At 59.1% G+C, this 25,766-nt stretch carries 26 protein-coding genes; 15 read left to right on the forward strand and 11 right to left on the reverse strand.

Going from position 1 to position 25,766, the window contains the following annotated elements; translation table 11 throughout:
* The first annotated feature begins 39 nt into the window (after positions 1-39).
* From CH92_RS06385 to CH92_RS22110, 5 genes are all read left to right on the forward strand, one after another.
* The gene (locus tag CH92_RS06385) at positions 40-675 is read left to right on the forward strand and encodes a protein-L-isoaspartate(D-aspartate) O-methyltransferase (protein ID WP_025240950.1); all 636 of its coding nucleotides are present in this window, start codon (positions 40-42) and stop codon (positions 673-675) included.
* A gap of 16 nt (positions 676-691) precedes the next feature.
* Positions 692-1,627, forward strand: coding sequence for a DUF368 domain-containing protein (locus CH92_RS06390; RefSeq protein ID WP_025240951.1), 936 nt, complete (start codon positions 692-694; stop codon positions 1,625-1,627).
* A 29-nt stretch (positions 1,628-1,656) separates the two neighbouring features.
* Positions 1,657-2,490 (forward strand): peptidoglycan DD-metalloendopeptidase family protein, encoded by an 834-nt coding sequence (locus CH92_RS06395; protein ID WP_025240952.1) that lies wholly within the window; start codon positions 1,657-1,659, stop codon positions 2,488-2,490.
* A gap of 101 nt (positions 2,491-2,591) precedes the next feature.
* Positions 2,592-3,590, forward strand: coding sequence for an RNA polymerase sigma factor RpoS (rpoS, locus tag CH92_RS06400; protein ID WP_025240953.1), 999 nt, complete (start codon positions 2,592-2,594; stop codon positions 3,588-3,590).
* A gap of 589 nt (positions 3,591-4,179) precedes the next feature.
* Positions 4,180-4,326: a hypothetical protein gene (locus CH92_RS22110; RefSeq protein ID WP_167332184.1), complete on the forward strand. Its 147-nt coding sequence runs from the start codon at positions 4,180-4,182 to the stop codon at positions 4,324-4,326.
* A 6-nt stretch (positions 4,327-4,332) separates the two neighbouring features.
* On the opposite strand, the gene CH92_RS22260 is transcribed toward CH92_RS22110, so the two are convergent.
* Positions 4,333-4,770 carry an NUDIX hydrolase gene (locus CH92_RS22260; RefSeq protein WP_051517551.1) on the reverse strand — a complete coding sequence of 146 codons (438 nt, stop codon included), beginning with the start codon at positions 4,768-4,770 and terminating at the stop codon, positions 4,333-4,335.
* Entirely contained in the window at positions 4,724-5,188 is a 465-nt protein-coding gene (locus tag CH92_RS22265) for a GNAT family N-acetyltransferase (protein WP_080689977.1), read from the reverse strand. Before CH92_RS22265 ends, CH92_RS22260 begins: the two co-directional genes overlap by 47 nt.
* 169 nt (positions 5,189-5,357) lie before the next feature.
* Here CH92_RS22265 and CH92_RS06410 point away from each other — a divergent pair, with 169 nt between their 5' ends.
* Positions 5,358-7,301, forward strand: coding sequence for a sodium:solute symporter family protein (locus CH92_RS06410; RefSeq protein ID WP_025240954.1), 1,944 nt, complete (start codon positions 5,358-5,360; stop codon positions 7,299-7,301).
* Between the two features lie 278 nt (positions 7,302-7,579).
* Entirely contained in the window at positions 7,580-8,095 is a 516-nt protein-coding gene (locus tag CH92_RS06415) for a hypothetical protein (protein WP_025240955.1), read from the forward strand.
* Positions 8,096-8,175: 80 nt separating this feature from the next.
* Here CH92_RS06415 and CH92_RS06420 read toward each other — a convergent pair whose 3' ends face one another.
* From CH92_RS06420 to CH92_RS06430, 3 genes are all read right to left on the reverse strand, one after another.
* The gene (locus CH92_RS06420; RefSeq protein ID WP_025240956.1) at positions 8,176-8,967 is read right to left on the reverse strand and encodes an SIR2 family protein; all 792 of its coding nucleotides are present in this window, start codon (positions 8,965-8,967) and stop codon (positions 8,176-8,178) included.
* Between the two features lie 10 nt (positions 8,968-8,977).
* Entirely contained in the window at positions 8,978-9,526 is a 549-nt protein-coding gene (locus CH92_RS06425) for a non-canonical purine NTP pyrophosphatase (protein WP_025240957.1), read from the reverse strand.
* Positions 9,527-9,662: 136 nt separating this feature from the next.
* Positions 9,663-10,091, reverse strand: a complete 429-nt coding sequence (locus CH92_RS06430; protein ID WP_025240958.1) for a group II truncated hemoglobin — start codon at positions 10,089-10,091, stop codon at positions 9,663-9,665.
* 123 nt (positions 10,092-10,214) lie between these two features.
* Here CH92_RS06430 and CH92_RS06435 point away from each other — a divergent pair, with 123 nt between their 5' ends.
* The gene (locus CH92_RS06435) at positions 10,215-10,646 is read left to right on the forward strand and encodes a universal stress protein (RefSeq protein ID WP_025240959.1); all 432 of its coding nucleotides are present in this window, start codon (positions 10,215-10,217) and stop codon (positions 10,644-10,646) included.
* Positions 10,647-10,671: 25 nt separating this feature from the next.
* Here CH92_RS06435 and CH92_RS06440 read toward each other — a convergent pair whose 3' ends face one another.
* Both CH92_RS06440 and CH92_RS06445 read right to left on the reverse strand, forming a co-directional pair.
* Complete coding sequence (locus tag CH92_RS06440) at positions 10,672-11,016, reverse strand: YajD family HNH nuclease (RefSeq protein WP_025240960.1); 345 nt, start codon at positions 11,014-11,016, stop codon at positions 10,672-10,674.
* 36 nt (positions 11,017-11,052) lie between these two features.
* Positions 11,053-11,757 carry a YebC/PmpR family DNA-binding transcriptional regulator gene (locus CH92_RS06445; RefSeq protein WP_025240961.1) on the reverse strand — a complete coding sequence of 235 codons (705 nt, stop codon included), beginning with the start codon at positions 11,755-11,757 and terminating at the stop codon, positions 11,053-11,055.
* Between the two features lie 235 nt (positions 11,758-11,992).
* Here CH92_RS06445 and CH92_RS06450 point away from each other — a divergent pair, with 235 nt between their 5' ends.
* Positions 11,993-12,889 carry an EamA family transporter gene (locus tag CH92_RS06450; protein WP_025240962.1) on the forward strand — a complete coding sequence of 299 codons (897 nt, stop codon included), beginning with the start codon at positions 11,993-11,995 and terminating at the stop codon, positions 12,887-12,889.
* A 48-nt stretch (positions 12,890-12,937) separates the two neighbouring features.
* Here the strand turns inward: CH92_RS06450 and CH92_RS22400 are convergent, their stop codons facing one another.
* A complete protein-coding gene (locus CH92_RS22400; RefSeq protein WP_256059203.1) occupies positions 12,938-13,069 on the reverse strand; it encodes a hypothetical protein in 132 nt (43 codons plus the stop codon).
* 170 nt (positions 13,070-13,239) lie between these two features.
* Positions 13,240-15,162 (reverse strand): methyl-accepting chemotaxis protein, encoded by a 1,923-nt coding sequence (locus CH92_RS06460; protein ID WP_025240963.1) that lies wholly within the window; start codon positions 15,160-15,162, stop codon positions 13,240-13,242.
* Positions 15,163-15,390: 228 nt separating this feature from the next.
* Between CH92_RS06460 and dgt the strand changes: the two genes are divergently transcribed.
* Both dgt and CH92_RS06470 read left to right on the forward strand, forming a co-directional pair.
* Positions 15,391-16,887: a dGTPase gene (gene dgt, locus CH92_RS06465; RefSeq protein ID WP_025240964.1), complete on the forward strand. Its 1,497-nt coding sequence runs from the start codon at positions 15,391-15,393 to the stop codon at positions 16,885-16,887.
* Positions 16,888-17,249: 362 nt separating this feature from the next.
* Complete coding sequence (locus CH92_RS06470; RefSeq protein WP_025240965.1) at positions 17,250-18,458, forward strand: ammonium transporter; 1,209 nt, start codon at positions 17,250-17,252, stop codon at positions 18,456-18,458.
* Positions 18,459-18,574: 116 nt separating this feature from the next.
* Here CH92_RS06470 and CH92_RS06475 read toward each other — a convergent pair whose 3' ends face one another.
* Entirely contained in the window at positions 18,575-19,228 is a 654-nt protein-coding gene (locus CH92_RS06475; protein WP_025240966.1) for a TetR/AcrR family transcriptional regulator, read from the reverse strand.
* 96 nt (positions 19,229-19,324) lie between these two features.
* Here CH92_RS06475 and CH92_RS06480 point away from each other — a divergent pair, with 96 nt between their 5' ends.
* The gene (locus tag CH92_RS06480) at positions 19,325-20,422 is read left to right on the forward strand and encodes an efflux RND transporter periplasmic adaptor subunit (RefSeq protein ID WP_025240967.1); all 1,098 of its coding nucleotides are present in this window, start codon (positions 19,325-19,327) and stop codon (positions 20,420-20,422) included.
* A gap of 5 nt (positions 20,423-20,427) precedes the next feature.
* On the forward strand, positions 20,428-23,502 hold the full coding sequence (locus CH92_RS06485) for an efflux RND transporter permease subunit (protein WP_025240968.1): 3,075 nt from the start codon (positions 20,428-20,430) through the stop codon (positions 23,500-23,502).
* Positions 23,503-23,514: 12 nt separating this feature from the next.
* Here the strand turns inward: CH92_RS06485 and CH92_RS06490 are convergent, their stop codons facing one another.
* Positions 23,515-24,075, reverse strand: a complete 561-nt coding sequence (locus CH92_RS06490; RefSeq protein ID WP_025240969.1) for a TetR/AcrR family transcriptional regulator — start codon at positions 24,073-24,075, stop codon at positions 23,515-23,517.
* Positions 24,076-24,222: 147 nt separating this feature from the next.
* On the opposite strand from CH92_RS06490, the gene CH92_RS06495 reads away from it, so the two are divergent.
* A complete protein-coding gene (locus CH92_RS06495) occupies positions 24,223-24,822 on the forward strand; it encodes a glutathione S-transferase family protein (RefSeq protein ID WP_025240970.1) in 600 nt (199 codons plus the stop codon).
* 11 nt (positions 24,823-24,833) lie between these two features.
* A complete protein-coding gene (locus CH92_RS06500) occupies positions 24,834-25,763 on the forward strand; it encodes a pyridoxamine 5'-phosphate oxidase family protein (RefSeq protein ID WP_025240971.1) in 930 nt (309 codons plus the stop codon).
* Positions 25,764-25,766: the final 3 nt, after the last annotated feature.

Consider the following 25,766-nt stretch of genomic DNA (forward strand, 5'->3'; position numbering starts at 1 on the left):
CACCGCGGACCAGACGACCTGCTGCGCCACGGCACAGGCATGACTTCGCAACGCACCCGTGACCGCCTGATTCAGAGGCTTTACGAGGAAGGCCTATCGGATGCGCGCGTACTCGAGGTCATCCGGCGTACGCCGCGCCATCTGTTCGTCGATGAGGCCCTGTCCCATCGCGCCTATGAAGATACCGCGCTGCCCATCGGTCACAACCAGACCATTTCGCAACCGTTCATGGTTGCGCGCATGAGCGAACTGTTGCTGGCCGACGGACCGCTCGACAAAGTGTTGGAGATCGGCACCGGGTCCGGTTACCAGACCGCCGTGCTGGCGCAATTGGTCGAGCGGGTGTTCTCCGTCGAGCGCATCCAGGCACTTCAGGATCGGGCAAAAGAGCGTTTGGTCGAACTCAAGTTGCGCAACGTGGTCTTTCGCTGGGGTGATGGTTGGGAAGGTTGGCCTGCATTGGCGCCCTATAACGGCATCATCGTTACCGCGGCGGCAGCCGATGTGCCACAGGCCCTGCTCGATCAACTGGCTCCCGGCGGGCGGCTGGTGATTCCGGTCGGGGTTGGCGAAGTGCAGCAGTTGATGCTGATCATTCGAGAGGAAGATGGTTTTTCCCGCCACCTGCTGGATACCGTACGCTTTGTGCCGCTGCTCAATGGACCTGTAGTTTGATTCAGCGGAAGGAAGCATGAAAAACGCGTTGTTGTTGTACGCCAAAGGCATGGCCATGGGCGCGGCTGATGTGGTTCCGGGCGTGTCGGGCGGAACGGTAGCCTTCATCACAGGTATCTACGACGAACTGCTGCGCTCCATCGGTGCCGTGCCCAATGCGGTCGGCCCATTGCTGCGTGGTCGCGTTGCCGAAGCGTGGCGTATCGCCAATGCGAGCTTTTTGCTGGTGCTGTTCGCCGGCATTCTGACCAGCGTGCTCAGCCTGGCCAAACTGATCACCTACCTGCTGGAACAGCACCCGATTCCGGTCTGGTCGTTTTTCTTCGGTCTGATTCTGGTTTCGGTGCATCTGGTCAGCAAGGAAATCCAAAGACGCAATGTGTCACGGCTGTTGAGCCTGTGTGTCGGGATCGGCTTTGCCTACTGGATCACCGTCGCGGCGCCCATGCAGTGGAGCGCAAGCAGCATCAGTCTGTTCTTTGCCGGAGCCATTGCCATCTGCGCGATGATCCTGCCAGGTATTTCCGGCAGCTTCATTCTGGTATTACTTGGCCTGTATCCGGTCATACTGGGTGCCGTTAGGGCATTGGATCTTGGGGTCATGCTGACCTTCGCGGCGGGATGTCTTGTCGGCCTGCTAAGTTTCGCTCGCGTGCTGAGCTGGGTATTGCGGCGTTGGCGGGATCTTACCTTGGCGTTTCTGACCGGGTTGATGCTCGGCTCGCTGAACAAGGTATGGCCCTGGAAGGAAACCTTGACTTGGCGCTTGGATTCCCACGGTAAGCGTGTGCCGCTGCTCGAGCAGAATTTGCTGCCCGGTACTTATGGCGATCTGACCGGACAAGATCCACAGTTGTTGCTGGCCGTACTGCTGGCAGTAGCTGGCGTTGCCCTTGTGCTCGGGCTCGAGTGGTTCGCCGGACGGCGTCAGCCACTGGCGGAAACGGTCTGAACAGTCTTGTCGATCAAAGGGAGCGAGCAGTGAAGCTCACAGCCACCATGCGGTGGATCAGCACTTCGTCCATCCGCTGCACACTTGCTGTCATTCTGGCGGGTGCGTTGCTTGCCGGGTGTGCCAGCTCACCCTCGGGTGGCGTGCATGTTGTGGATCGCAACAGTCGCGATCGTGTGACCAGTGGCCAATACGTCGTCCAGCGCGGCGATACGCTATGGTCGATCGCCTTTCGCTTTGGCTGGGATTGGCGTGATCTGGCAAGGGTCAACAGCATTAGCCCTCCTCATGTCATTTATCCGGGCCAGACGATTCGTTTCAGTGGGCAGGCACCACGGGCTGTAGCCACCCGTCCAGCCCCTCCTGCGCCAAGTTCTAAGCCTGCGGTGGTCGCGACACCGGTCCCGACGCCACCACCGCTGACCCGTCCCAGCGTGCCGGCGCCAAAAACACCCGTGGCCACGACGCCGGTTACCCCCGTGACTCGCTCCGCAAGCGGCTGGGCCTGGCCTGCGGGCGGTACGGTAATTGGTCGATTTTCCTCAAACGGCAGTTTGAATAAAGGCATTGATATCGCCGGGGAATTAGGACAGCCTGTTTTAGCTGCTTCTGATGGGGCTGTTGTGTACGCCGGCAGTGGTTTACGGGGTTACGGCGAACTTGTGATCATCAAGCACAGCGATACCTATGTAAGTGCCTACGGTCACAACCGCAGGCTGCTGGTTCAGGAGGGTCAACAAGTCAAGGCTGGGCAGAGAATTGCCGAGATGGGATCGACTGGAACCGACCGGGTGAAGCTGCATTTCGAGATTCGCCGCCAAGGCAAACCCGTAGATCCTCTGCAATACCTACCCAAGCGCTGATTTGTATTGTTTTCCTGTTCCGGCACTAGGAGGGGCTTGAGCGTTATCAGGGAATGTGTGTCGCCCGAGCCTGTTGTCGAACTCAGAACAGGAAAACAATAATGGCTCTCAAAAAAGAAGTGCCGGAGTTTGACGTAGACGATGCCGTTCTACTCATGGAACCGCCCGCGGAGGTCGATCCAATCGATGACCTGCCTCGCGTCGGTTCAGCGGGCACCCGATCCAAGACCGCGACTGTCAAGCAACACAAGTTCATCGACTACACCCGGGCGCTTGACGCCACTCAGCTATACCTCAATGAAATCGGATTTTCTCCTCTCCTGACCCCCGAGCAAGAAGTGCATTACGCACGTCTGGCACAAAAGGGCGATCCGGCGGGGCGCAAGCGCATGATCGAAAGCAACCTGCGTTTGGTGGTGAAGATCGCGCGGCGCTACGTAAACCGGGGGCTGTCGCTGCTGGACCTGGTCGAGGAGGGCAACCTTGGGCTGATTCGGGCCGTCGAGAAATTCGACCCTGAGCGTGGTTTTCGTTTTTCCACCTACGCCACGTGGTGGATTCGCCAGACCATCGAGCGGGCGATCATGAATCAGACCCGCACCATTCGCCTGCCGATACACGTGGTCAAGGAACTGAACGTCTACCTGCGCGCTGCTCGCGAGCTGACGCAGAAGCTCGACCATGAACCCAGCCCGGAGGAGATCGCAAATCTACTCGAGAAGCCGGTTGCAGAGGTCAAGCGAATGCTGGGGCTGAACGAGCGTGTGACCTCGGTGGATGTGTCGCTAGGACCGGACACGGACAAGACATTGCTCGACACCCTGACCGATGATCGGCCGAGCGATCCCTGCGATTTGCTGCTTGACGATGATCTGTCGGAGAGCATCGACCAATGGCTGTCCGATCTGACCGAGAAGCAACGTGAAGTAGTCATCCGGCGCTTCGGTTTGCGTGGCCATGAGAGCTGCACGCTGGAGGAAGTGGGCCAGGAAATCGGCCTGACCCGTGAGCGTGTACGGCAGATCCAGGTCGAGGCACTCAAGCGCTTGCGCGAGATCCTCGAGCGCAACGGCCTGTCGAGCGAATCCCTGTTCCGTTAACGTCCCGTACCGCCCCTTGCCCGAGCGGCAAGGGGTACATTTTTTCATTTCTCATTTCTCATTTCCTATTTCTTACCCGTTATGGGTACTTGCTGCGGTGCCTTTCGATTGAGGATGGACACGGCTCAATCGATAGGGTTAACCCTAGCTCGGCCGTTTTTCCGTTGAAGCTTGTCGGCATGTAAGCATTCGCTTACACGACGTGTAAGCAATGCCCGAAAAAGCACCCAAGAAGATCGCCTTTGAGAAAAATTAAACGGCTATGTTTTTGATTAATAAAGAGATTTATAAATAGTAAAATAAAGACCCAATTGCCATCATGCATTTTTCCGAGTTGCTGTTGTCGTTCAAAGCCTTAACATCGCATCCGTACTTAAGGACAAGTACAGCCGGCAAGGATGTCGGTCTGGACCAGCCGCTGGATGCGGTTTCATCAGGACGGTGAGCAGGAAACAAAGGGAAGTAGGGAAGGAGGCGGGCGGGGCTTAAACCCCGCCCCTTTTTTTTGCCCGCGATTGGGGGGCGGCTTACTGAACGACGGTTCAGCTGGGTGGCCTAAGTTTGGTGATTAAACTCAAAGGAGATCACCATGAGCGGCAACGACCCGAACGAATCTACCCAACCTGGGCAAGAGCAGGAAGACGAGATCAAACGTCGTCCAGACGAAGCTGATGAAGATCAACTGGATGAAGCACTGGAAGAAACCTTTCCAGCAAGCGATCCCATTTCACCGTAGCCTTGATCAGCACCGAATGGTGTTTTCAGTATCTTTTTCAGCCAGACGCTGGATAAGCGCGGGGAGCACCTGTTCGCGCAGCAGTGGAGCGAGATGCTCTTGGTGCTGCGCCTGCACTTCAAACCAGTCCAGCACCTCGATCTCTGCCTGAGCCCGTACCTTGCCTTTCAGATGAGCGAAGAAGACATCGGCCTGCACCCAGTGGTCCGGCTCGTTGGCTGCACGTGCCTGAAAATGGCCCAGCGATCGCAGCTGCGACGCGTCTATCCCCAGATTCAGTTCCTCTCGAAGCTCACGCCTGAGCGCCTGCAATGGAGTTTCCTCAGCTTCTATCTTGCCGCCGGGCAGCATGAACATACGAGTGCCGCGCTTGCGTACGATCAATATCCTGCCGGTTTCATCGAGCAGGCAAGCCGTGGCAATTTTCAGAACGTTGGAGGTCATGCAATCTCTCTTTATCGTGCCATAGCGCCACGAGCGTCTTGTTTCGGTTGTAACGACGCAGGCGGGAGGCCAATGCCTCAGGCAGTGTCGTGGGTTCGCTGAAGCCCAGTTGTTGGTAAAACGCCGCTAGCTTGGGTTCACAAAACAGCCAGACAGGGCCTCCGCAGTCGGCCAAGGCCTGGGCCATCAACCGTTTCGCCAGACCATGGTGGCGCCGGCTTGGCGCGACCAGTAACCCAGTCAGCCAGTGGCCGTTGGCAACGGGGCTCAGACATAACCCCGCAACGATCTCCGCATGTCCCGCGACCCAACAATTCGCCCCGGCTGGCACACGCATGTGGGTGCCATGGGCTCGGTAGAATTTATTAAGCAAAGGTTGGCGTGCAGCCGGAAGCTGACGTAGCTGAAATTCGGACATGAACGGTACCTGACGACGCTGCGCATGGTAACCGATGCTTGCCTAAGCAAGGTTATCAGCGCGCTCCGTCTGGCTGAGCGGATCGTTCGATCCGCTCATCCGAGGGATGCAATTTTTCGCCGTTTCGTAGGTTCTTAAGCGAACAGCCCTCCAGCACGGACATAACAATATGTTGGATCTAGCGATAGTGGCGGCTTTCATCCTCTATGGTCTGGGTTCTGGCTTGCGCGCACGCGGCAAGGCGTCGCAGAGCCTCGACGAATATTTTCTCGCTGGTAGAACGATCAAGGGCTGGAAGGCGGGCTTTTCCATGGCCGCGACTCAGTTCGCCGCCGATACGCCTCTGCTGGTGACCGGCCTGGTTGCTACCGCTGGCGTCTTTGCTCTATGGCGCCTATGGATCTACGGTCTTGCATTCCTGCTGATGGCGTTCGTGTTTGCGGTGGGCTGGCGGCGTGCCGGGGTATTGACCGATGCCGAGCTGACTCGCGTGCGATATAGCGGCAAGGGCGTCACTCCGCTGCGTTTGCTCAAGGCAATCTATTACGGCACGGTGATCAACTGCGTTGTGCTTGCGATGGTGCTGGTAGCAGCCATCCGCATCGCCGAGGTGTTCCTGCCTTGGCATCTGTGGCTGCCCGTAGGGCTCTACGAGCCCATTGTGAGTTTCGTTTCCAGTGCCGGGATTCAGCTTGGCGAGAGCATCACCGGACTGAGCCCGGCGATGATGAGCGCCAATAACCTGATATCTATTCTCCTGATCCTCGCGTTCACCGCGATGTATTCGATTACCGGTGGATTGCGGGCCGTGGTCCAGACGGATGTGATGCAGTTCAGCTTGGCCATGATAGGCACGTTGCTATATGCCTGGTTCGTCGTTGATGCCGCTGGTGGCCTAGGTGGGCTGACGGATCGCATTGTCGACCTTTATGGCGCCGATCAGGCCAGCAAGATGTTGTCCTTCGCACCGCCTGCCGATGCAGGCGAGGCACTGATGCCGTTTTTGGTGATTGTCGGACTGCAATGGTTTTTTCAGATGAATTCCGACGGTACCGGCTATCTCGCGCAAAGAAGCATGGCGTGCCCGACCGATCGCGACGCCCGTATAGCGGGCCTGGTGTTTACCTGGTTACAGATCTTTCTGCGCAGCCTGTTCTGGATGGCAATTGCGATCGGACTGCTGGTGCTTTATCCGTTCACGCCAGGAGAAATGGCCGGCGACGGTTTTACCGCAGGGCGAGAAGCGCTCTTTGTGCGAGGCATCGAAGATCTGCTGCCGCCGGGAGTGCGCGGCTTGATGTTGGTTGGCCTGCTGGCGGCACTGGCTTCCACCGTCGATACGCACCTTAACTGGGGCGCCTCCTACTGGAGTAATGACGTCTATGGAGGCGTGTTTGCACCACATGTGCTGAAGCGCAAGCCACGGGACCGCGAATTGGTGATTGTGGCGCGGTTGTCCAACGTGCTGATTCTAGTCATCGCGATGATCATCATGGCGAACCTGGGCTCGATCCAGACGGCCTGGTTCATCTCGCTACTGTTCGGCGCAGGGATGGGATCAGTGCTGGTGCTGCGGTGGCTCTGGGAACGTATCAATCTCTACTCTGAGCTGACCGCAATGGGCGTCTCGCTGATCACTGCGCCTGTGCTGCTTTACTATCTGGGCACCGATCCGGAGCGCGAGTGGGTGCGCCTCGGCATCATGGCATTGGTCACCACGACCGCAGCCATCCTGGTCACCTTCGTCACGCCGGCGACCGACGATGCGACGCTCAAGCGCTTCTACCACCGGGTACGCCCGTTTGGCTTCTGGCAGCACGCGGCGATGCTCAACGGCGTAGCCGCAGCGGTGTCGGTCAGAGCACTTGGTACGCGGCTGTCAGCCGTTGCGATTACAGCCGTTTCGCTATTCTCCCTGCTGGTCGGCGTGGGTCGCTTGATGTTTCCTTCGCCGGAGGGCAGCGCCGTACTCGGCTGGGTATGCGTGGCGCTAGGCTTGTTGTTGATACCAGTATGGCTACGTATTGCCATGGGGCGGCAGTTCGACAGCGATCCGGAAGATGAGCCATTGCCAGACGATTCGACGAAAGGCATTAGCGCTCGGTACGACTGATACATCGCCGTTTGGGTATTGGATTGCTGGAATAGTCGTTTCGTTAGTTCTGCAGTATGCTGTTTCGTTTGTTTTTAGCTGCTTGTATTTACGTTGTGGAATTGCTGTTTTTGGTTATAAATAACGAAGCGGAATCCTGAGTAAATTTCGTTAATAAACAATGGTTTGCCTTGCATACCTAAAATAAAATGAACAGTTGGTGTACGCCTGGGTCACTAACTATGCGCATCGCGTAATTGCGTATTCCGCCATAGCTAGCAAGAACAAGAGGTGTTGTCATGAACCGACTTTTCAAAACTTCCCTTCTGGTAGCCGCCATGTTTCCAACGTTCGCAATTGCCGCTCCGGTGGCAGGCGATCATGAAGTTACCTTGAGCGGCGCGGGCAGTAGTGATAAGGACTTCGACGATACGGTGTTCTCCGTACAGGGCAGTTGGGGTACTTATTTGAGTGAGGCTTCCATATGGGGCATCCGGCAAACCGTAAATGCACGTGACTCCGAAGGAGAAAGTGTCCAGTTCGACGGCTCTACCCGTGTGTTTTATGACTATCATTTCGGTAGCGGCAAGACCCGTCCGTTTATCGGTGTAAGTGCCGGTGGTATATACGGCGAGGAGGTTGACGAGACGTTCATGGGCGGCCCCGAACTTGGTATCAAATACTGGGTTCAGGACAAGACCTTCGTCACAGCGATGGCTGAATACCAATTCCTGTTTAAGAGCGGGAGCGATGCGCGCGATCGCTACGACGATGGTGCGTTCTTCTACAGCGTTGGTATTGGTTACAACTATTGAGGCTGGCGAGTGCGATGCCCCTGCGGCATCGCACTCCGTCTTTTTTGGCTGATTGCTTTTTATTGGGCCGAGCGGTTCGATCAGTTTTCTGTCAGCTCTCTTAGAAAGTTTTGCAAAGCTAATCCAGGCTCGTCATCTTCCGACGTGATCATCCGAATACCCCACTGGCTGAGAATTTCTTCCTGCACCGGATTGGGTTTGTGCGAGAAGACATATGAGATCGGCCGGACCCCGAGCGTCTCATGCTCGTTCCACATTTTGGATAGTTTGTAGAACAACAGCCGGATGTTGGTATCGGATAGGCTGTAGCCGATAAACAGAACGGCTTTGCTCAAGGTGTCGGCGCGTAGCTTGATGTCGAGCGGTGTTTCGAACTGTAGTCGTTCGTAATAGCTGGTCTCGTCCAATACGATCGAGTCGTCGTCATCGAAGTCGCCATGAAACTTGACGATTTGCCGAACACCGTCGCGCGCCTTTACCAGGTCACTGGCGTTGGCGATCTTAATGTAACCGACGCCATGAGCATCGTGGGCGTTCTCGAGCCAACGGTCGTAGTTGGTCGTGTAAATCGCTGGAAATCGACCCTGAACGATCAAACGATGAATTTCAGAGTGGCGAATCTCGATGTTCTTATGCCATTCGCGGTCCATCCAGCTTCGCAGGGGGCCGATGTTGCCTTTCTTTATCCGATAGTACTCAGCAAGCGAAAGGAAGTTTCCGTAGGTATCGAACACGTCTGGGTCGTAGTCGAGCTGTATGGCGATCTCGTCTATCAGATTTCGCCATGGAGGCAGCCCGATATTCGCCGATACGCCGGAACCTACGAAAAGGATCAATCGGTTATTCCGGTACGCCTCCAATAGCTTCTGCATCGACTACCTCTCAGATCCCGCGCAGATGAGTGACAAATGCTTCCAGCGCTCGCTTGCGCATGGACAAGTCGTTATGCACGCCACCCAACTCGGCGAAAGTGCAGGAATAGCCGTCGGGAATGAACACGTTGTCCCACTCGAAGCCTTCATCGCCTGCCGGTTCGCGGGAAATCCTGCCAGCGACCTCGCCCTTGAAAAAGTGCCGCTTGCGGCCGTCGCAGTAGCCGATCAGGGTGCGTGCCACCGCTGAGGAGTCCTCCAGATTACCGATCAGCTCGGAGAAGCGCACCGCATGCAAACGGTCCCAGAACGTTTGGGTCAATCCGCCGGGGAAGCCGTTCAGGCTATTGATGAACAGGCCGGAATGCTCGACGAACACCGGTTTGCCTATCAGCTTGAAGGCGTGCAGCAGCTTGTCGCTGACCAGCAGGTTCAGATCCTCTGTCTGCGTTTCAACGATGCGTACCGGAAAGTTGATGATCTCGATGCCTTGCTGCCCAAGAAACTCTCCGGCATCGCGAATCTTCTGCTCGTTGACCGAAGCAAAGCGGATCTTCATGTCAGTTACCTGGCTGCGTTATTCGGAATCCCGGATGCCGCAGGACGTGCGTCTTGCCCCACACAGGTATGACGCAGCGATATGCTGAGGGTTCGACGTTCAGCCCATCGGCTAGCTTGAGTCTAGATGGCGGCCGCTACGGATGCGCCGGGCATCCTCGCCTCCCGGCTTGGAAGATGCGATCTGCCGGTACTCGTAGCTGCAGCAGCAGATAGTCGGCGAAGTCCGCTGAATAGCCCTGCCTGGCAATGGCCTGGGCCATGCATTCGAGCCAGGCATCGCGCTCGGTTTCGCCTACCGACCAGCGCGTGTGAAATTGCGGGATGCTGATGCTGCCGAATTTCTCCGCATAACGGCGCGGCCCTCCCAGCCAGCCGCAGAGAAACGCCGCCAGCCGTTCGCGTGAGGGACTCAGCTCCTGCGGGTACAGGCGACGCACACAGGCGGCTGCTTCGGTTTCGTCCATGACTCGATAGAAGTCGGCAACCAGCCGCTCGATGCCGGCCTCGCCGCCAGCGGCGAGGAATGACGCGTCACCTACGCCAAACGGAACGGTTGTAATCATAAGCTGGCCTTGAAAAATGGGTTTTCCGCCGGGGATTGATCCAGAACAATGGATGCGATTCCAGCAGCCGGAAGCTGTTGGGTGTTGGTCTATGCTGTCTTAATCACTCGATGGAGCCCCGCTATGCGCAATATTCTTCTAGCTTACGACGGTTCGGACAACGCTAAACGAGCGTTGCAATACATCATCGATTTCGCCACCGATGCGCCTAAGTCGCTCCAGGTGCATGTTTTGAATGTGCAGCAGGAGCCGGTGCTTTATGGAGAATTCGTCACTGCGGATGCGGTTGAAGAGCTGAACAAGAGCTTTCTCGATAAATCGCGCCGCACTCTAGCTGAAGCCGCTACGGCGCTGCAGACGGCCGGGATTGCGCATCAGACCCACGCGATTTTGGGCAGTGTGGCGGAGCAGGTGAACGACGCGGTGCAGCGGTTCGGATGCGACACCGTGGTAATGGGTACCCGTGGCCTGGGCAGTTTTACCGGCATGCTGATGGGCTCGGTTGCCAACCGCGTGGTTCATGAGGTCTCGGTGCCGGTACTGCTGGTGAAGTGACCGGCGCTGAGATGCCGGACTAAGATCAGTCCGTTTTTTTCTTGAGAAGATCGCCCAGGTTGGCGAAGGCCTTGAAGGTCTCCTTCGGGCCCAGGTCGCCGCCTGGCTTGGCTTCGGCGTGGTACTGATTGTCCGTATAGCGCGAGTGCTCGTTGTCGTGGCAATACAGGCAGAGCAGTTCCCAGTTCGAGCCATCCTCGGGGTTGTTATCGTGGTTATGGTCCTTGTGGTGGACCGTCAACTCGCTCAGCCGCTTGCCTGAGAACTCCCTGGCACAGCGTCCGCAGACCCAGGGGTACATCTTCAGCGCCTTTTCGCGATAGCCCTGTTCGCGCTGGGCGTAGGGCGTGTTCGGTTTGCTCGTACTCATCGCTTCGTCCTGATTCGTTCCGCAGCGGATTGTCCGTCAGCCCGCGAGGCCGACGTAGACATTTTGTACGTCGTCATGAGCGTCGATGGCGTTGAGGAAGGCTTCGACTTCCTCAAGCTGGGCGTCGGTCAGGGTCGTGACCGGATTTTTTGGACGATAGCCGAGCTGCGCCGATTGCACAGTAAAGCCCTGTTCGGGCAGGGCGCGGCAGACCACATCCATATCGGTGGCGTCACTGATGAACAGCGTGGCGCCATCTTCGGCTGCTTCGAAATCCTGCGCGCCGGCTTCGATCGCGGCCAACTCCGGATCGGCGTCAGTGGAGGCCGGCGCCGCTTCGATCATGCCGCAATGGTCGAAGTCCCAAGCTACCGAGCCGGACGCGCCGAGCTGACCCTTGCGGAACAGCACGCGGATCTCGGCCACGGTGCGGTTGACGTTGTCGGTCAGACATTCGACGATCACCGGCACCTGATGCGGGGCGAAACCTTCATAGGTGGTGCGTTCGTAGTGGACGCTTTCGCCGAGTAGGCCTGCGCCTTTCTTGATTGCGCGCTCCAGCGTTTCGCGAGGCATGGAGGCTTTCTTGGCCTGCTCGACCACCAGGCGCAGACGAGGGTTCATGTCCGGATCAGCACCACTGCGTGCGGCAATCATGATTTCCTTTGACAGCTTGCCAAAGGTGCGTCCCTTCGCGTTGGCTGCTGCTTCCTTATGTTTCGCTTTCCACTGTGCGCCCATGGTTACTCTCGTGATGTGTGCGGATTGATGGTGTTCGTCGTCGGGTAACAATTCTAGCCCTTGCAGGGGAAGCAGGCACGGCCTGAGCGCGCGGTCTCCAGGTGAAGGGTTATCGGGTCGCGTGAAACGCCGTAGGGTGATACCGACTGTATGGCCGATTTGCTCGCTTGCTGTATGTGTGCACTCGCATCGTGCTAGGGCTTTAATGAGATCTTTGCCTGCGGAGAAGCTTGCCATGTCGCCCAAGGACCTGCTGCTGGCCCTGGTCGTGATCATCGTCTGGGGCATGAACTTCGTGGTGATCAAGATCGGCTTGGACGATATTCCACCGATGTTGCTCGGTGCACTGCGTTTCATGCTCGCGGCGTTTCCCGCGATATTGTTCATTAAACGACCACAGATGCCGCTGCGCTGGCTGCTTGCCTACGGCGCGACCATATCGCTGGGGCAGTTCGCCTTTCTGTTTTCGGCCATGAAGGTGGGCATGCCGGCTGGGCTAGCTTCGCTGGTGCTGCAATCGCAAGCGTTCTTCACGTTGTTCTTCGCGGCGTTGTTTCTCGGCGAGCGACTGCGCGCAACCAACCTGATCGGACTACTGATCGCCGCGGGCGGGCTCGTGTTGATTGGCTTGCAAGGCGACCGCAGCATGACCCTGGCGGGTTTCGTGCTGACCATCTGTGCGGCTTCTATGTGGGCGTTGGGCAACATCGTCACCCGCAAGGTCGGCAAGGTAAATCTGGTGGGGCTGGTGGTGTGGGGCAGCCTCATTCCTCCGATTCCGTTTTTCATCCTGTCCTGGCTGTTGGAAGGCCCGCAGGTAATCGAAAGCGCGCTACGTGGGTTCGGGTTGAGTTCGATGTTGGTGCTGATCTACCTGGCCTTCGGCGCGACTATCCTTGGCTATGGTTTGTGGAGCCGGCTGCTGTCGCGTTACCCGGCCAACACCGTGGCGCCTTTCTCGCTGCTGGTACCGGTCGTCGGGCTGACCTCGGCCGCGCTGCTGCTGGATGAGCATCTGGGCCTGTTGCAGGCCATCGGCGCGTTGCTGGTGATGCTGGGGCTGATCGTCAACGTGGGTGGGGGCTGGCTGGCAGGTCGTCTGCGCACGGCACTCGGTGGCTCGCCGGCTTGACAGCAAAATGCCCCGCGCCGGGAGCCGGGCGGGGCATTTCGGTCGATCTCAGCGGGCCGCGTGACTGCCCAGCAGAGGGGTCGCGCCGTTGGCTTTCTCTCGTTTGGCCACACGCTTCTCCTGTGCAGTCTTCAGCGGTTTCTTTTTCGCGTTCTTCTTTGTGTCCATACCCTTGCTCATGGTGTCGCCTCGCGGATAGATGGCTGGGTTGCGCGTCCCTGCAACGGGCTGCTCTGTGGCCTGTGCACCTCGAAGTGGCTTGAAGAAGATGGAGTCGAGACTACGCCTGATTGGTGGGGCTGGATAGCGACACTTTTGTACCGCGACCAGCCCCGGCGCGGCAGTGGCCATCAGACTTTGAATCGGCTTATCAAAGTCTGAAGTTCGTTGCCCAGACGAGCCAGTTCGGCGGTGGAGGTGGCGGTTTCCTGAGCCGCTTCGGCGGACCGGTCGGCCACGTCGCGCACGCTGAGTACGCTGCGGTTGATCTCTTCGGCGACCGAACTCTGCTGCTCGGCGGCCGTGGCGATCTGCAGGTTCATCGCTTGGATGACCGATACCGTTTCGGTGATCGCCTGCAGCTCCTGGCCGACCTCCCTAGCCAGGGCGACGGTTTCCACGGCGAGGCCACTACTGCTGTCCATCATGCCGGAAGCGTTACGTGCCCCTTTTTGCAGATTGCCGATGAGTGCTTCGATCTGCGCGGTCGACTGCTGCGTGCGTTGCGCCAAGTTGCGCACTTCGTCTGCGACCACGGCAAAGCCCCTGCCAGCCTCACCGGCGCGCGCGGCCTCGATGGCGGCATTGAGTGCCAGCAGGTTGGTTTGCTCGGCGATACCGTTGATAACGGTCAGCACCGTGCTGATGCCGTCGGTCTCTTGATTCAGCCGGGTCATCGCCTCGGCCGATAAATTGACCTCGCTGGACAGATGATCGATCTGTGCCAGCGCCCGTTGCACGACGGCATTTCCCTTGGCTGCCTGCTCGTCCGCGCGCTTGGCAGCTCCGGAGGCTTGTTCGGCATTGCGTGCCACTTCCTGCACCGTGGCGGTCATTTCATGCATCGCCGTGGCGACCTGATCGGTTTCCTGCCGCTGGCTGTTTACGCCCGCGCTGGTCTGTTCGGTCACGGTCGACAGTTGGTCGGAGGCGGTCGCCAGCTGCGTGGTGATGCCGCTGATATGGCCGATCAACTGCTGAAGATTACGGCGCGTCTTGCCCATGGCCTCGAGCAGCTGGCCAAATTCGTCGTTACGTTTCTCGATCTCATGCCCGGTCATGTCGCCGGAGCCGATGCGCTCGGCTAGACGTACGGCCTGATCGAGCGGTCGAGTGATCTGGCGAACCATCAGGGCACTGATCAGCACGCCGAGCATAATAGCGAGCAAGGTAACCCCCATCACTTGGAGCTTTTTCACGCGGGCGTCGGCTGCGCGCTTTTGCGTTTGGCTGGAAATGATCCCCTGCGCATGATCGTAGAGCGTGGCGAAGATCGCCTCCATGTCCTGGCGCGCCTGCTGCTGTCGAGCAACGATCGGCGGTAGCTTTTTCACCAGCTCGACATATTCGTTGGCGCTCGCTTTGAGTGTTTTCAGGCTGTCGGCTTGAGGGCCGATCAGCTCCTCCTCCAGCGGCGCGATGGCGGCGTTAAGCGTTTCGAATTGCTGGTTCAGTGTCTGCAAGGCCGCTTCGGATTCCTCCATCAGATAGCCTCGCACGGTGAAGCGCAGCAGCCGATTCTGCTTCGACAATTCGGTAGTGAGCAGCGCGATGTTCGCGATATCACCGCTCGGGTGCAGGACCGGATTGCCGTACATCCCGTTCCAGCGGCGCTCCAGGTCGGCAATCAGTTTGTCGGTGGTGTTGCCTGCCTCGACCCAGTTGGCCCGGGTTTGCTTTTTCAATTCACGCAACGCCGCCAGTTTGGCGAAGGCCTCTTGGTAACGGCCTGCTTCGTTGGCAATGTTTTCCAAGTACTGCCGATCTTGCGGTTCGGAGAAGTCGGCTCGTTGTTGCTCGACCAGCTGGGTGATCGTTGCTACCGCGTCGGCTACGCGAGCGGCATATTTGGCATCGCCGCGTTCCTCGAAGCGCACCTGGGCATAGCGGATTTCATTGGCTTCGTTGAGAAGGCTTTCAGCGGTTTGCGCTTTGTCGCTACGTGAAATCAGTGCGTCCATGCTGAACACGCCGATGGTGGCGACGCAGATGGTGAGCAGCAGAACCGCGGCGAAGCCTAGAGCCAGCTTGGTGCTGACCTTGAGATTCTTCATTATTGTTTTTCCTCAGGCGGGCAGATTGCCAATGACGAGAAGTCATATTGCGACATCGGCTATTTTTACCTGAACTTGAGACTGTTGTCAGACGACTGTTTCGCTGAAATGCTGCATCCGTCCTCTCCGCTTATTGGCTACGCCAGGCGGCGTTGGCGCCTGGATCGCTTGGTAAAGCCGGTAGGCCGCGCTAGGCTCGCGGTTCCTACTTGATGAACGAGCCTAGCCATGCCGGAGCCGGTTAATTTCAAGCACAAAATCTCCCGCCAGCGGCCCTACGGTCGGGTGGAATCGGGTCTGAAGGCGTCCGATGGCGATCTGTCGTTGGTGATCGATCAGCTTGAAAGCGACCGCGGACGCATCATCAACTCCGCTGCGGTGCGCAGGCTGCAACAAAAAACCCAGGTCTTTCCGCTGGAGCGCAATGCGGCGGTGCGCAGTCGCCTGACGCACTCGTTGGAAGTCCAGCAGACGGGACGTTTCATCGTCCGCACGCTGTACAAGCAGCTCGGCGACAAGGCCGGCGATTATGGTCTCGACGGGCTCGAGGGAGCGCTGGAAAGCCTGGTGGAAATGGCCTGCCTGATGCACGACATCGGCAATCCACCCTTCGGGCACTTCGGTGAATTCGCTATCAGCGAATGGTTTGGTGGCAAGCTGGAAGGGCTGTTCGACATTGCCGTCCCGGCGGAGCGGGGCGATACAGCGCTACGCGCCCGGATGCTCGCCGACCTCAAGCAGTTCGAAGGCAACGCCCAGGCAATTCGACTCGTGGTCAGCCTGTTGCGGTTGAACCTCACCTATACCCAGACGGCCGGTTTGCTCAAGTATGTGCGTGCCGCCTATGCGCCCAAGCCGGGGAAGGGCACGCCTGGCGCCTATCTACACAAGAAGCCCGGCTTCTATCTGTCCGAGGAGCCTTTCATCACCGAGCTGCGAACGTCGCTGGATTTGCAGTCTGGCAGCCGTCATCCGATCGCGTACATCATGGAGGCGGCAGACGACATCGCCTATTGCCTGGCGGACATCGAGGACTCTGTGGAGAAGGGCATTTTCACTATCGAACAGCTGTCGCAGCTGCTGTTGGCCAAGTTCGTCGAGCACGGCTCGCTAGACGAGCCGATCGCGACTACCGGGCGCAGTTTCCGCAGCATGGTCACCTACGCTCAGTCACGCGCCGAGAAAGAACCGATCAACAAGGTCGGCGAGTTTTTCATCTGGCTGCGGGTGAACATGGTCCATCCGCTCGTGCAACACGCGGCTCAGCAGTTTATCGAGCATATCGAGGCGGTCTATCACGGCACCCTGGACCGTGCCCTGCTCGAAGACGCCAGCCTGGCCAACGCCATCGTCCAAACCTTCAAGGACGTGGCGATGGAGCGGGTCTTTTGCCACCGAGAGGTTGAAACCCTTCAGCTCCAGGGCTATCGAATTCTTCAGGGGTTGCTGGATACCTATGCACCTTTGCTGCGCGTGGCTCCGGCAACCTTCCAGGCCCTGACAGAAGGTGGATGCCGCAGCGAGCCGCACCTGCAGATGCTTGCGCGGCGCTTGCCCAGTCAGCTGATCAAGGCTTATCACGAGGCGCTAAACGCGCATCCTAAAAGCTCGCCTGATCAGCCGTTGTGGGAGTTCTATTACCGCTGCCGCATGCTGCAAGATTTCGTTAGCGGCATGACCGATCAGCTCGCGCAGGACGAATTCCGAACTCTGTCCGCACTGTAATCGCACTCACCGTTGCTCGATGGGCGCTTCTCTTCCTTGGCTTTCTGCATCGCAGGCGATGCGGCTGTGACTTGCCTGCGCCATATTGGCTCACAAAGCGCGTTTCGCTGGTACGGAGCTTGCAGTGGTGTGGTGCGCTTTTTATCACCGCCGCACCCAAATAGCGCGCGGCAAGCGCAGCTTCAATGAGTGGATCGCGTAAGTATTTGAATTACCGCAAAAAGAGCGCCGGATTCAATGAGCTCATGGGATCGCTCGGAGGAGGTAGTAGCGAGTTGCTAATCAGGTGGTGACGCATCATGGTGCGTTCAGCTGGTGAGGCTTGCTGTTTTGGTGCGTTTCACTCGGCAGGAATGCAGTTAATGGAAAATCCGAGTAGTGCGGTAGAGGTGCTGGTTCACGGCGCCAATACGCTGTTTATCCTCATGGGCGCCGTCATGGTGCTGGCTATGCACGCCGGCTTTGCCTTTCTCGAAGTCGGCACTGTGCGCCTGAAGAATCAGGTCAATGCCCTGTCGAAAATCATTACCGATTTTGCCGTGTCGACCCTGGCGTACTTCTTCATCGGTTATTGGGTCGCCTATGGCGTGACCTTCATGCAGCCGGCCGGCCAATTGCTTGTCGATAACGGCTATTCGCTGGTGAAATTCTTCTTTCTCCTGACCTTTGCTGCGGCGATCCCGGCGATCATCTCCGGCGGCATCGCCGAACGGGCGCGTTTCGGGCCGCAGTTGTGCGCGACGCTGTTGATCGTTGCGTTCATCTACCCTTTCTTCGAAGGGCTGATCTGGAACGGCAACTTCGGTCTGCAAGCCTGGCTGGAAGCGCGCTTCGGTGCGCCGTTTCATGACTTCGCCGGCTCGGTGGTTGTGCACGGCATGGGCGGTTGGCTCGCGCTCGGCGCGGTCGTTTTGCTAGGCCGGCGCAACGGCCGTTATCGCGATGGCCGGCTAGTGGCTTTCGCGCCGTCCAACATTCCGTTCCTGGCACTGGGATCGTGGATCCTCATCGTCGGCTGGTTCGGCTTCAACGTGATGAGTGCGCAGACGCTCGAGGGCGTCAGCGGATTGGTAGCGATCAATTCGCTGATGGCGATGGTCGGGGGGACAGCGGCGGCGTGGGTCGTCGGCCGCAACGACCCGGGCTTCCTGCATAACGGACCGCTGGCAGGGCTTGTCGCCGTCTGTGCCGGCTCCGATGTGATGCACCCGGTCGGAGCGCTGATTACCGGGGTAGTAGCCGGGATCTTGTTCGTCTGGACCTTCACCGCCGCGCAGAACAAGTGGAAGATCGACGATGTACTTGGCGTTTGGCCGCTGCACGGGCTATGCGGTGTCTGGGGCGGGCTGGCCTGCGGTATCTTCGGTCAACAGGCGCTGGGCGGGCTGGGTGGTGTCAGCATGGTCAGTCAATTGCTCGGTTCGGCGTTGGGCGTACTGGTTGCATTGGCAGGCGGGTTCCTCGTGTACGGTCTCCTCAAGGCGATCGTTGGGATACGCCTGAGCCAGGAAGAGGAATACAACGGTGCGGATCTGTCCATTCACCGGATCGGCGCGCTGAGTCACGATTGAAAGTCGACAATTGAGCGCCGTGCAGTTTGAGTCGGGATGACCGGATCTTGGCGCCTGCGCGTCAAAGGCATCTTTCGGCGCGGCGGCGTTGTCGATTGGATCGAGTTCGAGCCGCCTTAGTTTTCCGGCGCATCCGCAATACCATAAGCACGCATGAACAAGGCGACACAGTCCCGCACGTGCCTGTCCGCTTCGGCAGAGTCGGGCAGCTCTGTGTAGCCGATCAGCAAGCGGAAATGCGCGACGCCCTTGATCAACGAGCAGAAGTGCTCAGCGGCGCGCATGGGCTCATCCATCTTCAGCATGCCGCGCTGGTGTGCTTGGGCAAATAGCTGCTCGAGATCCAGCAGCAAGCGCTGCGGCCCAACATCGAAGAACATCCGGGATAGCGCGGAATTCTGCGGCGCAATGGCGACCATCAGACGGTGTAGGCCGATGGATTCCGGGCTATTGACCAAATCATGGAAGGCGTAAGCGATATCCAGCACCACCTGCCGGATCGAACAACCCTCCTCGAGCATGAACAGCTTGCGCGGCAGGCGCGTCTCGCAGGTGGTCTTCACCGCTTCGCCGAACAACGCCTCCTTGTCCCTGAAGTGGCTATATAGCGTGAGTTTAGAGACGCCCGCTTCGGCGGCGATAGCGTCCATGCTGCTGCCTTCGTAGCCATTGCTGAGAAACAGCACCTTAGCGGCCGCGAGAATGGCTTCGCGTTTGGCGAGATCCTTCGGACGGCCCGGGCCAGAGGGTGCGGATGGGTTTTCTATCATATGTGCTTTTTAATACTAGACTGGTGAGTTCGGTATTTTTACTATACCGGCCAGTATAAGTATTAAAACCCGCCTTGCGACAGAGAGAGATTCAACGTGTTCCGACATGCCTTGCCTTTCCTCGGCGTCATTGGTTTCGCCCTGCTAACCGGATGTGGCAACGGCGAGCCCGAGCCGCTCTCGGCAAGACCGGTGATGGTGATTCAGCCGCAACCGGCCAGCGAAGCGTTCGAGAGCTATCCGGGCGAAGTGCACGCACGTTACGAGCCTGAACTGGCGTTTCGGATCGGCGGCAAGGTGGTCGAACGTATGGTCGAGGCGGGCGAGCGGGTGCACAAGGACCAGCCTTTGGCCAAGCTCGATCCGCAGGATGTGCGGCTGCAACTCGAGGGAATCCGTGCTCAGGTAGCGGCTGCGGAAGCCAACTTGCGGGTCGCCCGCGCCGAACGTGAGCGCTACAAAACGCTGATGGACCGACAGCTGGTCAGCCGTTCGCAATTCGACTCCTCCGAAAATGCCTTTCGCTCGGCGCTGGCGCGTCTGCAGCAGGCACGGGCTGAGTTCGACGTGGCGAACAATCAGGTCGACTACGCCATTCTGCGGGCCACTCACGAAGGTGTGATCGCACAGCGCCGGATCGAGGTCGGCCAAGTGGTCGCCTCCGGTCAGACGGCATTCGTGCTGGCCGCTGATGGCGAGCGCGAAGTGGCGATCAACCTGCCGGAACAGGCACTGGATCGTTATTCGGTCGGCCAGGCGGTTTCGGTGGAGATCTGGTCGCATCCTGGCAAGCGCTACCCGGGTCATATCCGCGAGTTATCACCGGCTGCCGACCAGCAGTCACGCACCTATTCCGCACGCGTCGCGTTCGCGGATGCCGATGTACCCGCCGAGCTTGGTCAAAGCGCCCTGGTGTCGATCCGTAGCAACGGCGAGGTGCCTCTTGCCGTGCCGCTTTCGGCCGTCACCGCCGAGCAGGGCAAGGCCTATGTCTGGCGAGTCAAGGATGACGCTACGCTGGAGCGGGTCGCTGTGCAGACCGGCGCCTTCGGAGAAACCTCGGTGCCGATCCTCAGTGGCTTACAAGCCGACGACTGGGTCGTATTGGCCGGCGTGCAGATGCTCCATGAGAACCAGCCGGTGAGGGCGGTCGATCGAGACAACCGGCCAATCACACTGGCGGCTCAGGAGTGACCGGGATGCGTTTCAATCTTTCCGCCTGGGCGCTGGGCAATCGCCAGATCGTCATCTATCTGATGCTGTTGCTCGCCGTCGTAGGGGCGCTGTCGTACAGCAAGCTCGGCCAGAGCGAAGATCCCCCGTTCACCTTCAAGGCAATGGTCATCCAGACCCAATGGCCCGGTGCGACCGCCGAGGAAGTTTCCCGACAGGTCACCGAGCGCATCGAGAAGAAGCTGATGGAGACCGGCGAGTACGAGCGCATCGTCTCCTTCTCGCGGCCAGGCGAGTCGAACGTGACCTTCATGGCGCGTGACTCGCTGCGTTCCGAGCAGATCCCCGATATCTGGTACCAGATCCGCAAGAAGATCGGCGACATCCGCCATACCTTTCCCGCAGGTGTGCAGGGGCCGTTCTTCAATGACGAGTTCGGCACCACCTTCGGCAACATCTACGCGTTGACCGGCAAGGGTTTCGACTACGCGGTGCTCAAGGATTACGCCGATCGCATCCAGCTACAGCTTCAGCGTGTGAAGAGTGTCGGCAAGGTCGAGTTGATCGGCCTGCAGGACGAGAAAATCTGGATCGAACTGTCGAACGTCAAGCTGGCTACGCTCGGTCTTCCGCTGGAAGCGGTCAGGCAGGCCTTGGAGGCCCAGAACACCGTCATGTCCGCCGGTTTCGTCGAAACCCCCAGCGACCGGGTTCAATTGCGCGTCACCGGCAGTTTCGAGACGGTCAAAGAGATTCGAGACTTCCCTATCAGAGTCGCCGGTAGCACCTTCCGTATTGGCGACGTCGCGGATGTCTACCGCGGTTTCAACGACCCGCCGGCGCCGCGCATGCGTTTTATGGGAGAGCCGGCGATCGGCCTCGCCGTCTCGATGAAACCCGGTGGCGACATTCTCATGCTGGGCGAGGCGCTGCAGAGCGAGTTCGCCCGGCTGCAGCAGGAACTGCCGGCCGGCCTGGAGCTACGCAAGGTTTCCGACCAGCCAGCTGCCGTGAAGACCAGTGTTGGTGAGTTCGTGCGGGTGCTGATCGAGGCACTGGCGATCGTGCTGCTGGTAAGTTTCTTTTCGCTCGGCGTCCGCACAGGCCTGGTGGTCGCCCTGTCGATACCGCTGGTGCTGGCGATGACCTTCGCCGCCATGCAATATCTCGACATCGGTTTGCACAAGATTTCCCTGGGCGCGCTGGTCCTGGCGCTCGGGTTGTTGGTGGACGATGCGATCATCGCGGTCGAGATGATGGCCATCAAGATGGAACAGGGCTTCGATCGACTCAAGGCGGCCAGTTACGCCTGGACCAGCACGGCCTTCCCGATGCTGACCGGCACCTTGATCACCGCGGCTGGCTTTTTGCCGATTGCCACGGCTCAATCGAGTACGGGTGAGTACACCCGCTCGATCTTCCAGGTAGTGACCATCGCTTTGGTGGCGTCCTGGATAGCGGCGGTGGTGTTCGTCCCGCTATTGGGCGCGAAGCTGTTGCCGGATCTGGCCAAGCGCTACGCGGAAAAACACGGTGGTGGCGAGGAGGGACATGATCCCTATTCGACGCCGGTCTATCAGCGGGTGCGGCGGGTTATCCGATTCTGCATACAGCGACGCAAAACGGTGATCGTGCTGACACTGCTGCTCTTCGTCGGTGCGATCGGCCTGTTTCGTGTCGTTCCGCAGCAGTTCTTTCCGGCGTCGGGCCGTTTGGAGCTGATGGTCGATCTGAAGTTGACCGAGGGTGCTTCGCTCAAAGCCACCGAAGCCGCAGTGCACCGCCTCGAAGAAATGCTCAAGGATCGTGCAGGTATCGATAATTACGTCGCCTACGTCGGTAATGGCTCGCCGCGCTTTTACCTGCCGCTCGACCAGCAACTGCCTGCTACCAGCTTTGCCCAGATCGTAGTGTTGGCGAAGAGCATTGAGGACCGCGAGGCCCTTCGTAGCTGGCTGATAGAGCGGCTGCGTGAGGACTTCCCGACCTTGCGTGGACGCATCAGTCGTCTGGAAAACGGCCCGCCGGTAGGCTACCCGGTGCAGTTCCGAGTGACCGGTGAGCATATCGACGTGGTGCGCAAACTGGCACGCCAGGTCGCGGCCAAGGTGCGCGAGAACCCCTACGTCGCCAACGTGCACCTGGACTGGCAGGAGCCGAGCAAGGTGGTGTGGCTGAATGTCGATCAGGACCGCGCACGCGCCCTCGGGGTGAGTACGGTCGAGTTGTCCAATTTCCTCAAGCGCACCTTCACCGGCGCCACTGCCGGCCAGTTCCGCGAGGACAATGAGCTGATCGAGATCCTGCTGCGCGGTACTGCGCGCGAGCGCGAGACGCTGTCGATGCTGCCGAGCCTGGCGATTCCTACTGCCAGCGGCCGCAGCGTGCCGTTGTCGCAGGTCGCTACATTGGAATACGGCTTCGAAGAAGGCGTGATCTGGCATCGCAATCGCTTGCCGGCGGTGACGGTGCGTGCCGATATCTACGGTGATCAGCAGCCGGCTTCGCTGGTGCAGCAGATCCAGCCGACGCTGAGCGAGATTCGCGACGCGCTGCCCAGCGGCTATCTGCTCGAGGTTGGCGGCACCGTGGAGGATTCCAGCCGCGGCCAGGCATCGGTCAATGCCGGTATACCGTTGTTCGTGATTGTCGTGATCAGCCTGCTGATGCTTCAGCTCAAGAGTTTCTCGCGTTCGGCCATGGTGTTCCTCACCGCGCCGCTGGGGCTGATTGGGGTGACCCTGTTCCTGCTGTTGTTCGGTAAGCCGTTCGGCTTCGTCGCCATGCTCGGCACTATCGCGCTGTCGGGGATGATCATGCGTAACTCGGTGATTCTGGTGGATCAGATCGAGCAGGATATCGGTGCCGGGCAGGATCGTTTCAATGCCATTATCGACGCCACCGTGCGTCGCTTCCGTCCCATCGTCCTGACCGCGCTGGCCTCGGTTTTGGCAATGATTCCGCTATCACGCAGTGTGTTCTTCGGGCCGATGGCGGTAGCCATCATGGGCGGCTTGATCGTCGCGACTGCATTGACGCTGCTGTTCCTGCCCGCGCTTTACGCCGCCTGGTTCCGCGTCAAGGAAGAGCCTCAAGGTTAAGGTGGCCCTGTTTTAGATGCCGGCGGCTTGAAGCAACTGCTCGGCCGCCGCTTTGGCCACCAGCGCCTGATCGCGCGGTCCCTCGATGTGCGCCATGCTCAGCGCACCTTCGATCAGAAACTGCAGTTGCCGTGCGAGCGGCTCCGGCTGCGGCGCGTCGAGTGCCTCTAGCAGTTTGCGCAGATGCGTCTGAAATTCGGCCTTGTAAGCGGCCGAGCGCTGGTGAATCGGATGATCGCGGTCGTGGTATTCGGCTGCGGCATTGATGAACAGGCAGCCGCAGAACGCGCTCGGGCTCTGAATCATATTGTTTAACCCTTCGAACACCCCGAGCAGGGCCTTGCGGGGCGGCAGCCTGTCGCGCGCGTCCCGAAGGCGCTCGAGCATTGGCTGCTGGCGGGCGTCGAGTACCGCCAGAATCAGCTCTTCCTTCGACTTGAAGTGCTTGTACAACGTCATCTTGGCCACTCCCGATTCACTGAGAATCCGGTCGATTCCCGTGGCGTGGTAGCCCTCTGTGTAGAACAGCCGCTCGGCGGTGCTGAGCAGTAGGTCGCGCTTGTTCGTTGCCATGCAGTTCTCCTCGAGTGGCCATTATGCGGGAGTGGTTCTGTTCTCTCCAATTTCCGATGCATGTGACACTTTGCGCTTGAAGTGTACAGACAGGTCTGTCTATTATCTAGTCGTGCCTTACCAACCCACACGCAAAGGAGCGACACGATGAAACTCCATGATCTGTCTCTGTCCGGTAACTGTTACAAGGCGCGCCTGTTTCTCAGCCTGCTCGGCCAGTCGGTCGAGCTGATACCGGTAAATCTGCTGCAGGGCGAGCACAAGCAGGTTCCATTTATCACCATCAATTCACGCGGACAGGTGCCGGTTCTGGAGGATGGCGAGGACCGAGTGGTTGATTCACAGGCCATCCTCGTCTATCTGGCGCGCCGCTACGCCGACGAAACCTGGTATCCGCTGGATGCGTTGACCCAGGCGCGCATCGTGGGCTGGCTGAGTTTCGCCGCCAACGAAATGCATCACGGTCCGGCCACGGCTCGAGTAGGGCGCCTGTTTCGTCGACCGATTGACGAAGCATTAACCGCCACCCGTGCGCTCGCCGCCATGCGGATCGTCGAGCAGCAGCTCGCAGAGCATGCCTGGTTGGCCGAAACCGCTGCGCCGACCATCGCCGATATCGCGGTGTATCCGTACGCGGCGCTGGCAGGTGAGGGCGGTATCGATCTCGTCGCTTATCCGGCGATACGTGCCTGGTGTTCGCGCATCCGTGAGCTGCCGGGCTACATCGGCATGCCCGGTCTGGAATAGGAGATACCGCTATGAGCAGTCCCTTCCATGTCGGTGAGCAATCCGTTCAGATTCGCGCTGACGTTCGCGAAAACGCCGAGCAGATAGGCAGCCGAATGATCCGCTCGTTCATGCCTGAGCAGCATCGGGCGTTTTTCGCGCGACTTCCGGCTGTGTTGGTGGCAGCAGTGGACAGCGAAGGGCAGCCTCATGCAACGGTGCTCTGGGGCGCGGCCGGGTTTGCCTGGTCGCCGCATCGTGCCTTGCTTTGTGTCGGTGCGCGTCCGCAGATCGACGATCCGATTGCGTCATTGTTGCAGCCGCGCGCCGCGGTGGGGTTGCTCGGGCTTGAGTGGCCGACGCGCCGACGTACCTGCGTGAATGGGCGAATCGTCGAGAACGACGAGCGGGGTTTCAGCGTAGCGGTCGCGCAATCGTTCGGCAATTGCCCGAAGGACATCCAGGCGCGTAACTGGCAGGCGACCCCGCGGTTTCCGGGATTAATGCTCGAAGGACACGGCCTGGATGAACAATGGTTGGGCCTGGTGCAGTCGGCAGACACGCTGTTTATTGCCAGCCACAGCTCGGATTCGCGGGGTGGAGGGGTCGACATCTCCCATCGTGGCGGCCCTATCGGTTTCGTCGAGATTGGCCAGGACGGTCGGCTCTGGATCCCGGAGTACGACGGCAATCGGCTGTACAACACGCTTGGCAACGTGCTGCGCGAGCCGCGCTGCGGGCTGCTGTTGATCGATTTCAGCAGCGGCGATTTGCTGCACCTGCAGGCACGTGTCGAGCTGAACTGCTCTGAGCAATACGCAGCGTTGGGCGTCACGCCACCGCCTGGCGCGGAGCAAATGCTGGCATTAACGCCGGGGCGCTGGACGCTGCGGCGCTCATGCCTGCCGCTGGCGTTCGCTGCGCCCCAATGCTCGCCATTTCTACCCGAATCAGGAGTGTGAGCC

It is taken from the genome of Stutzerimonas stutzeri, assembly GCF_000590475.1.
GTDB lineage: Bacteria > Pseudomonadota > Gammaproteobacteria > Pseudomonadales > Pseudomonadaceae > Stutzerimonas > Stutzerimonas stutzeri_D.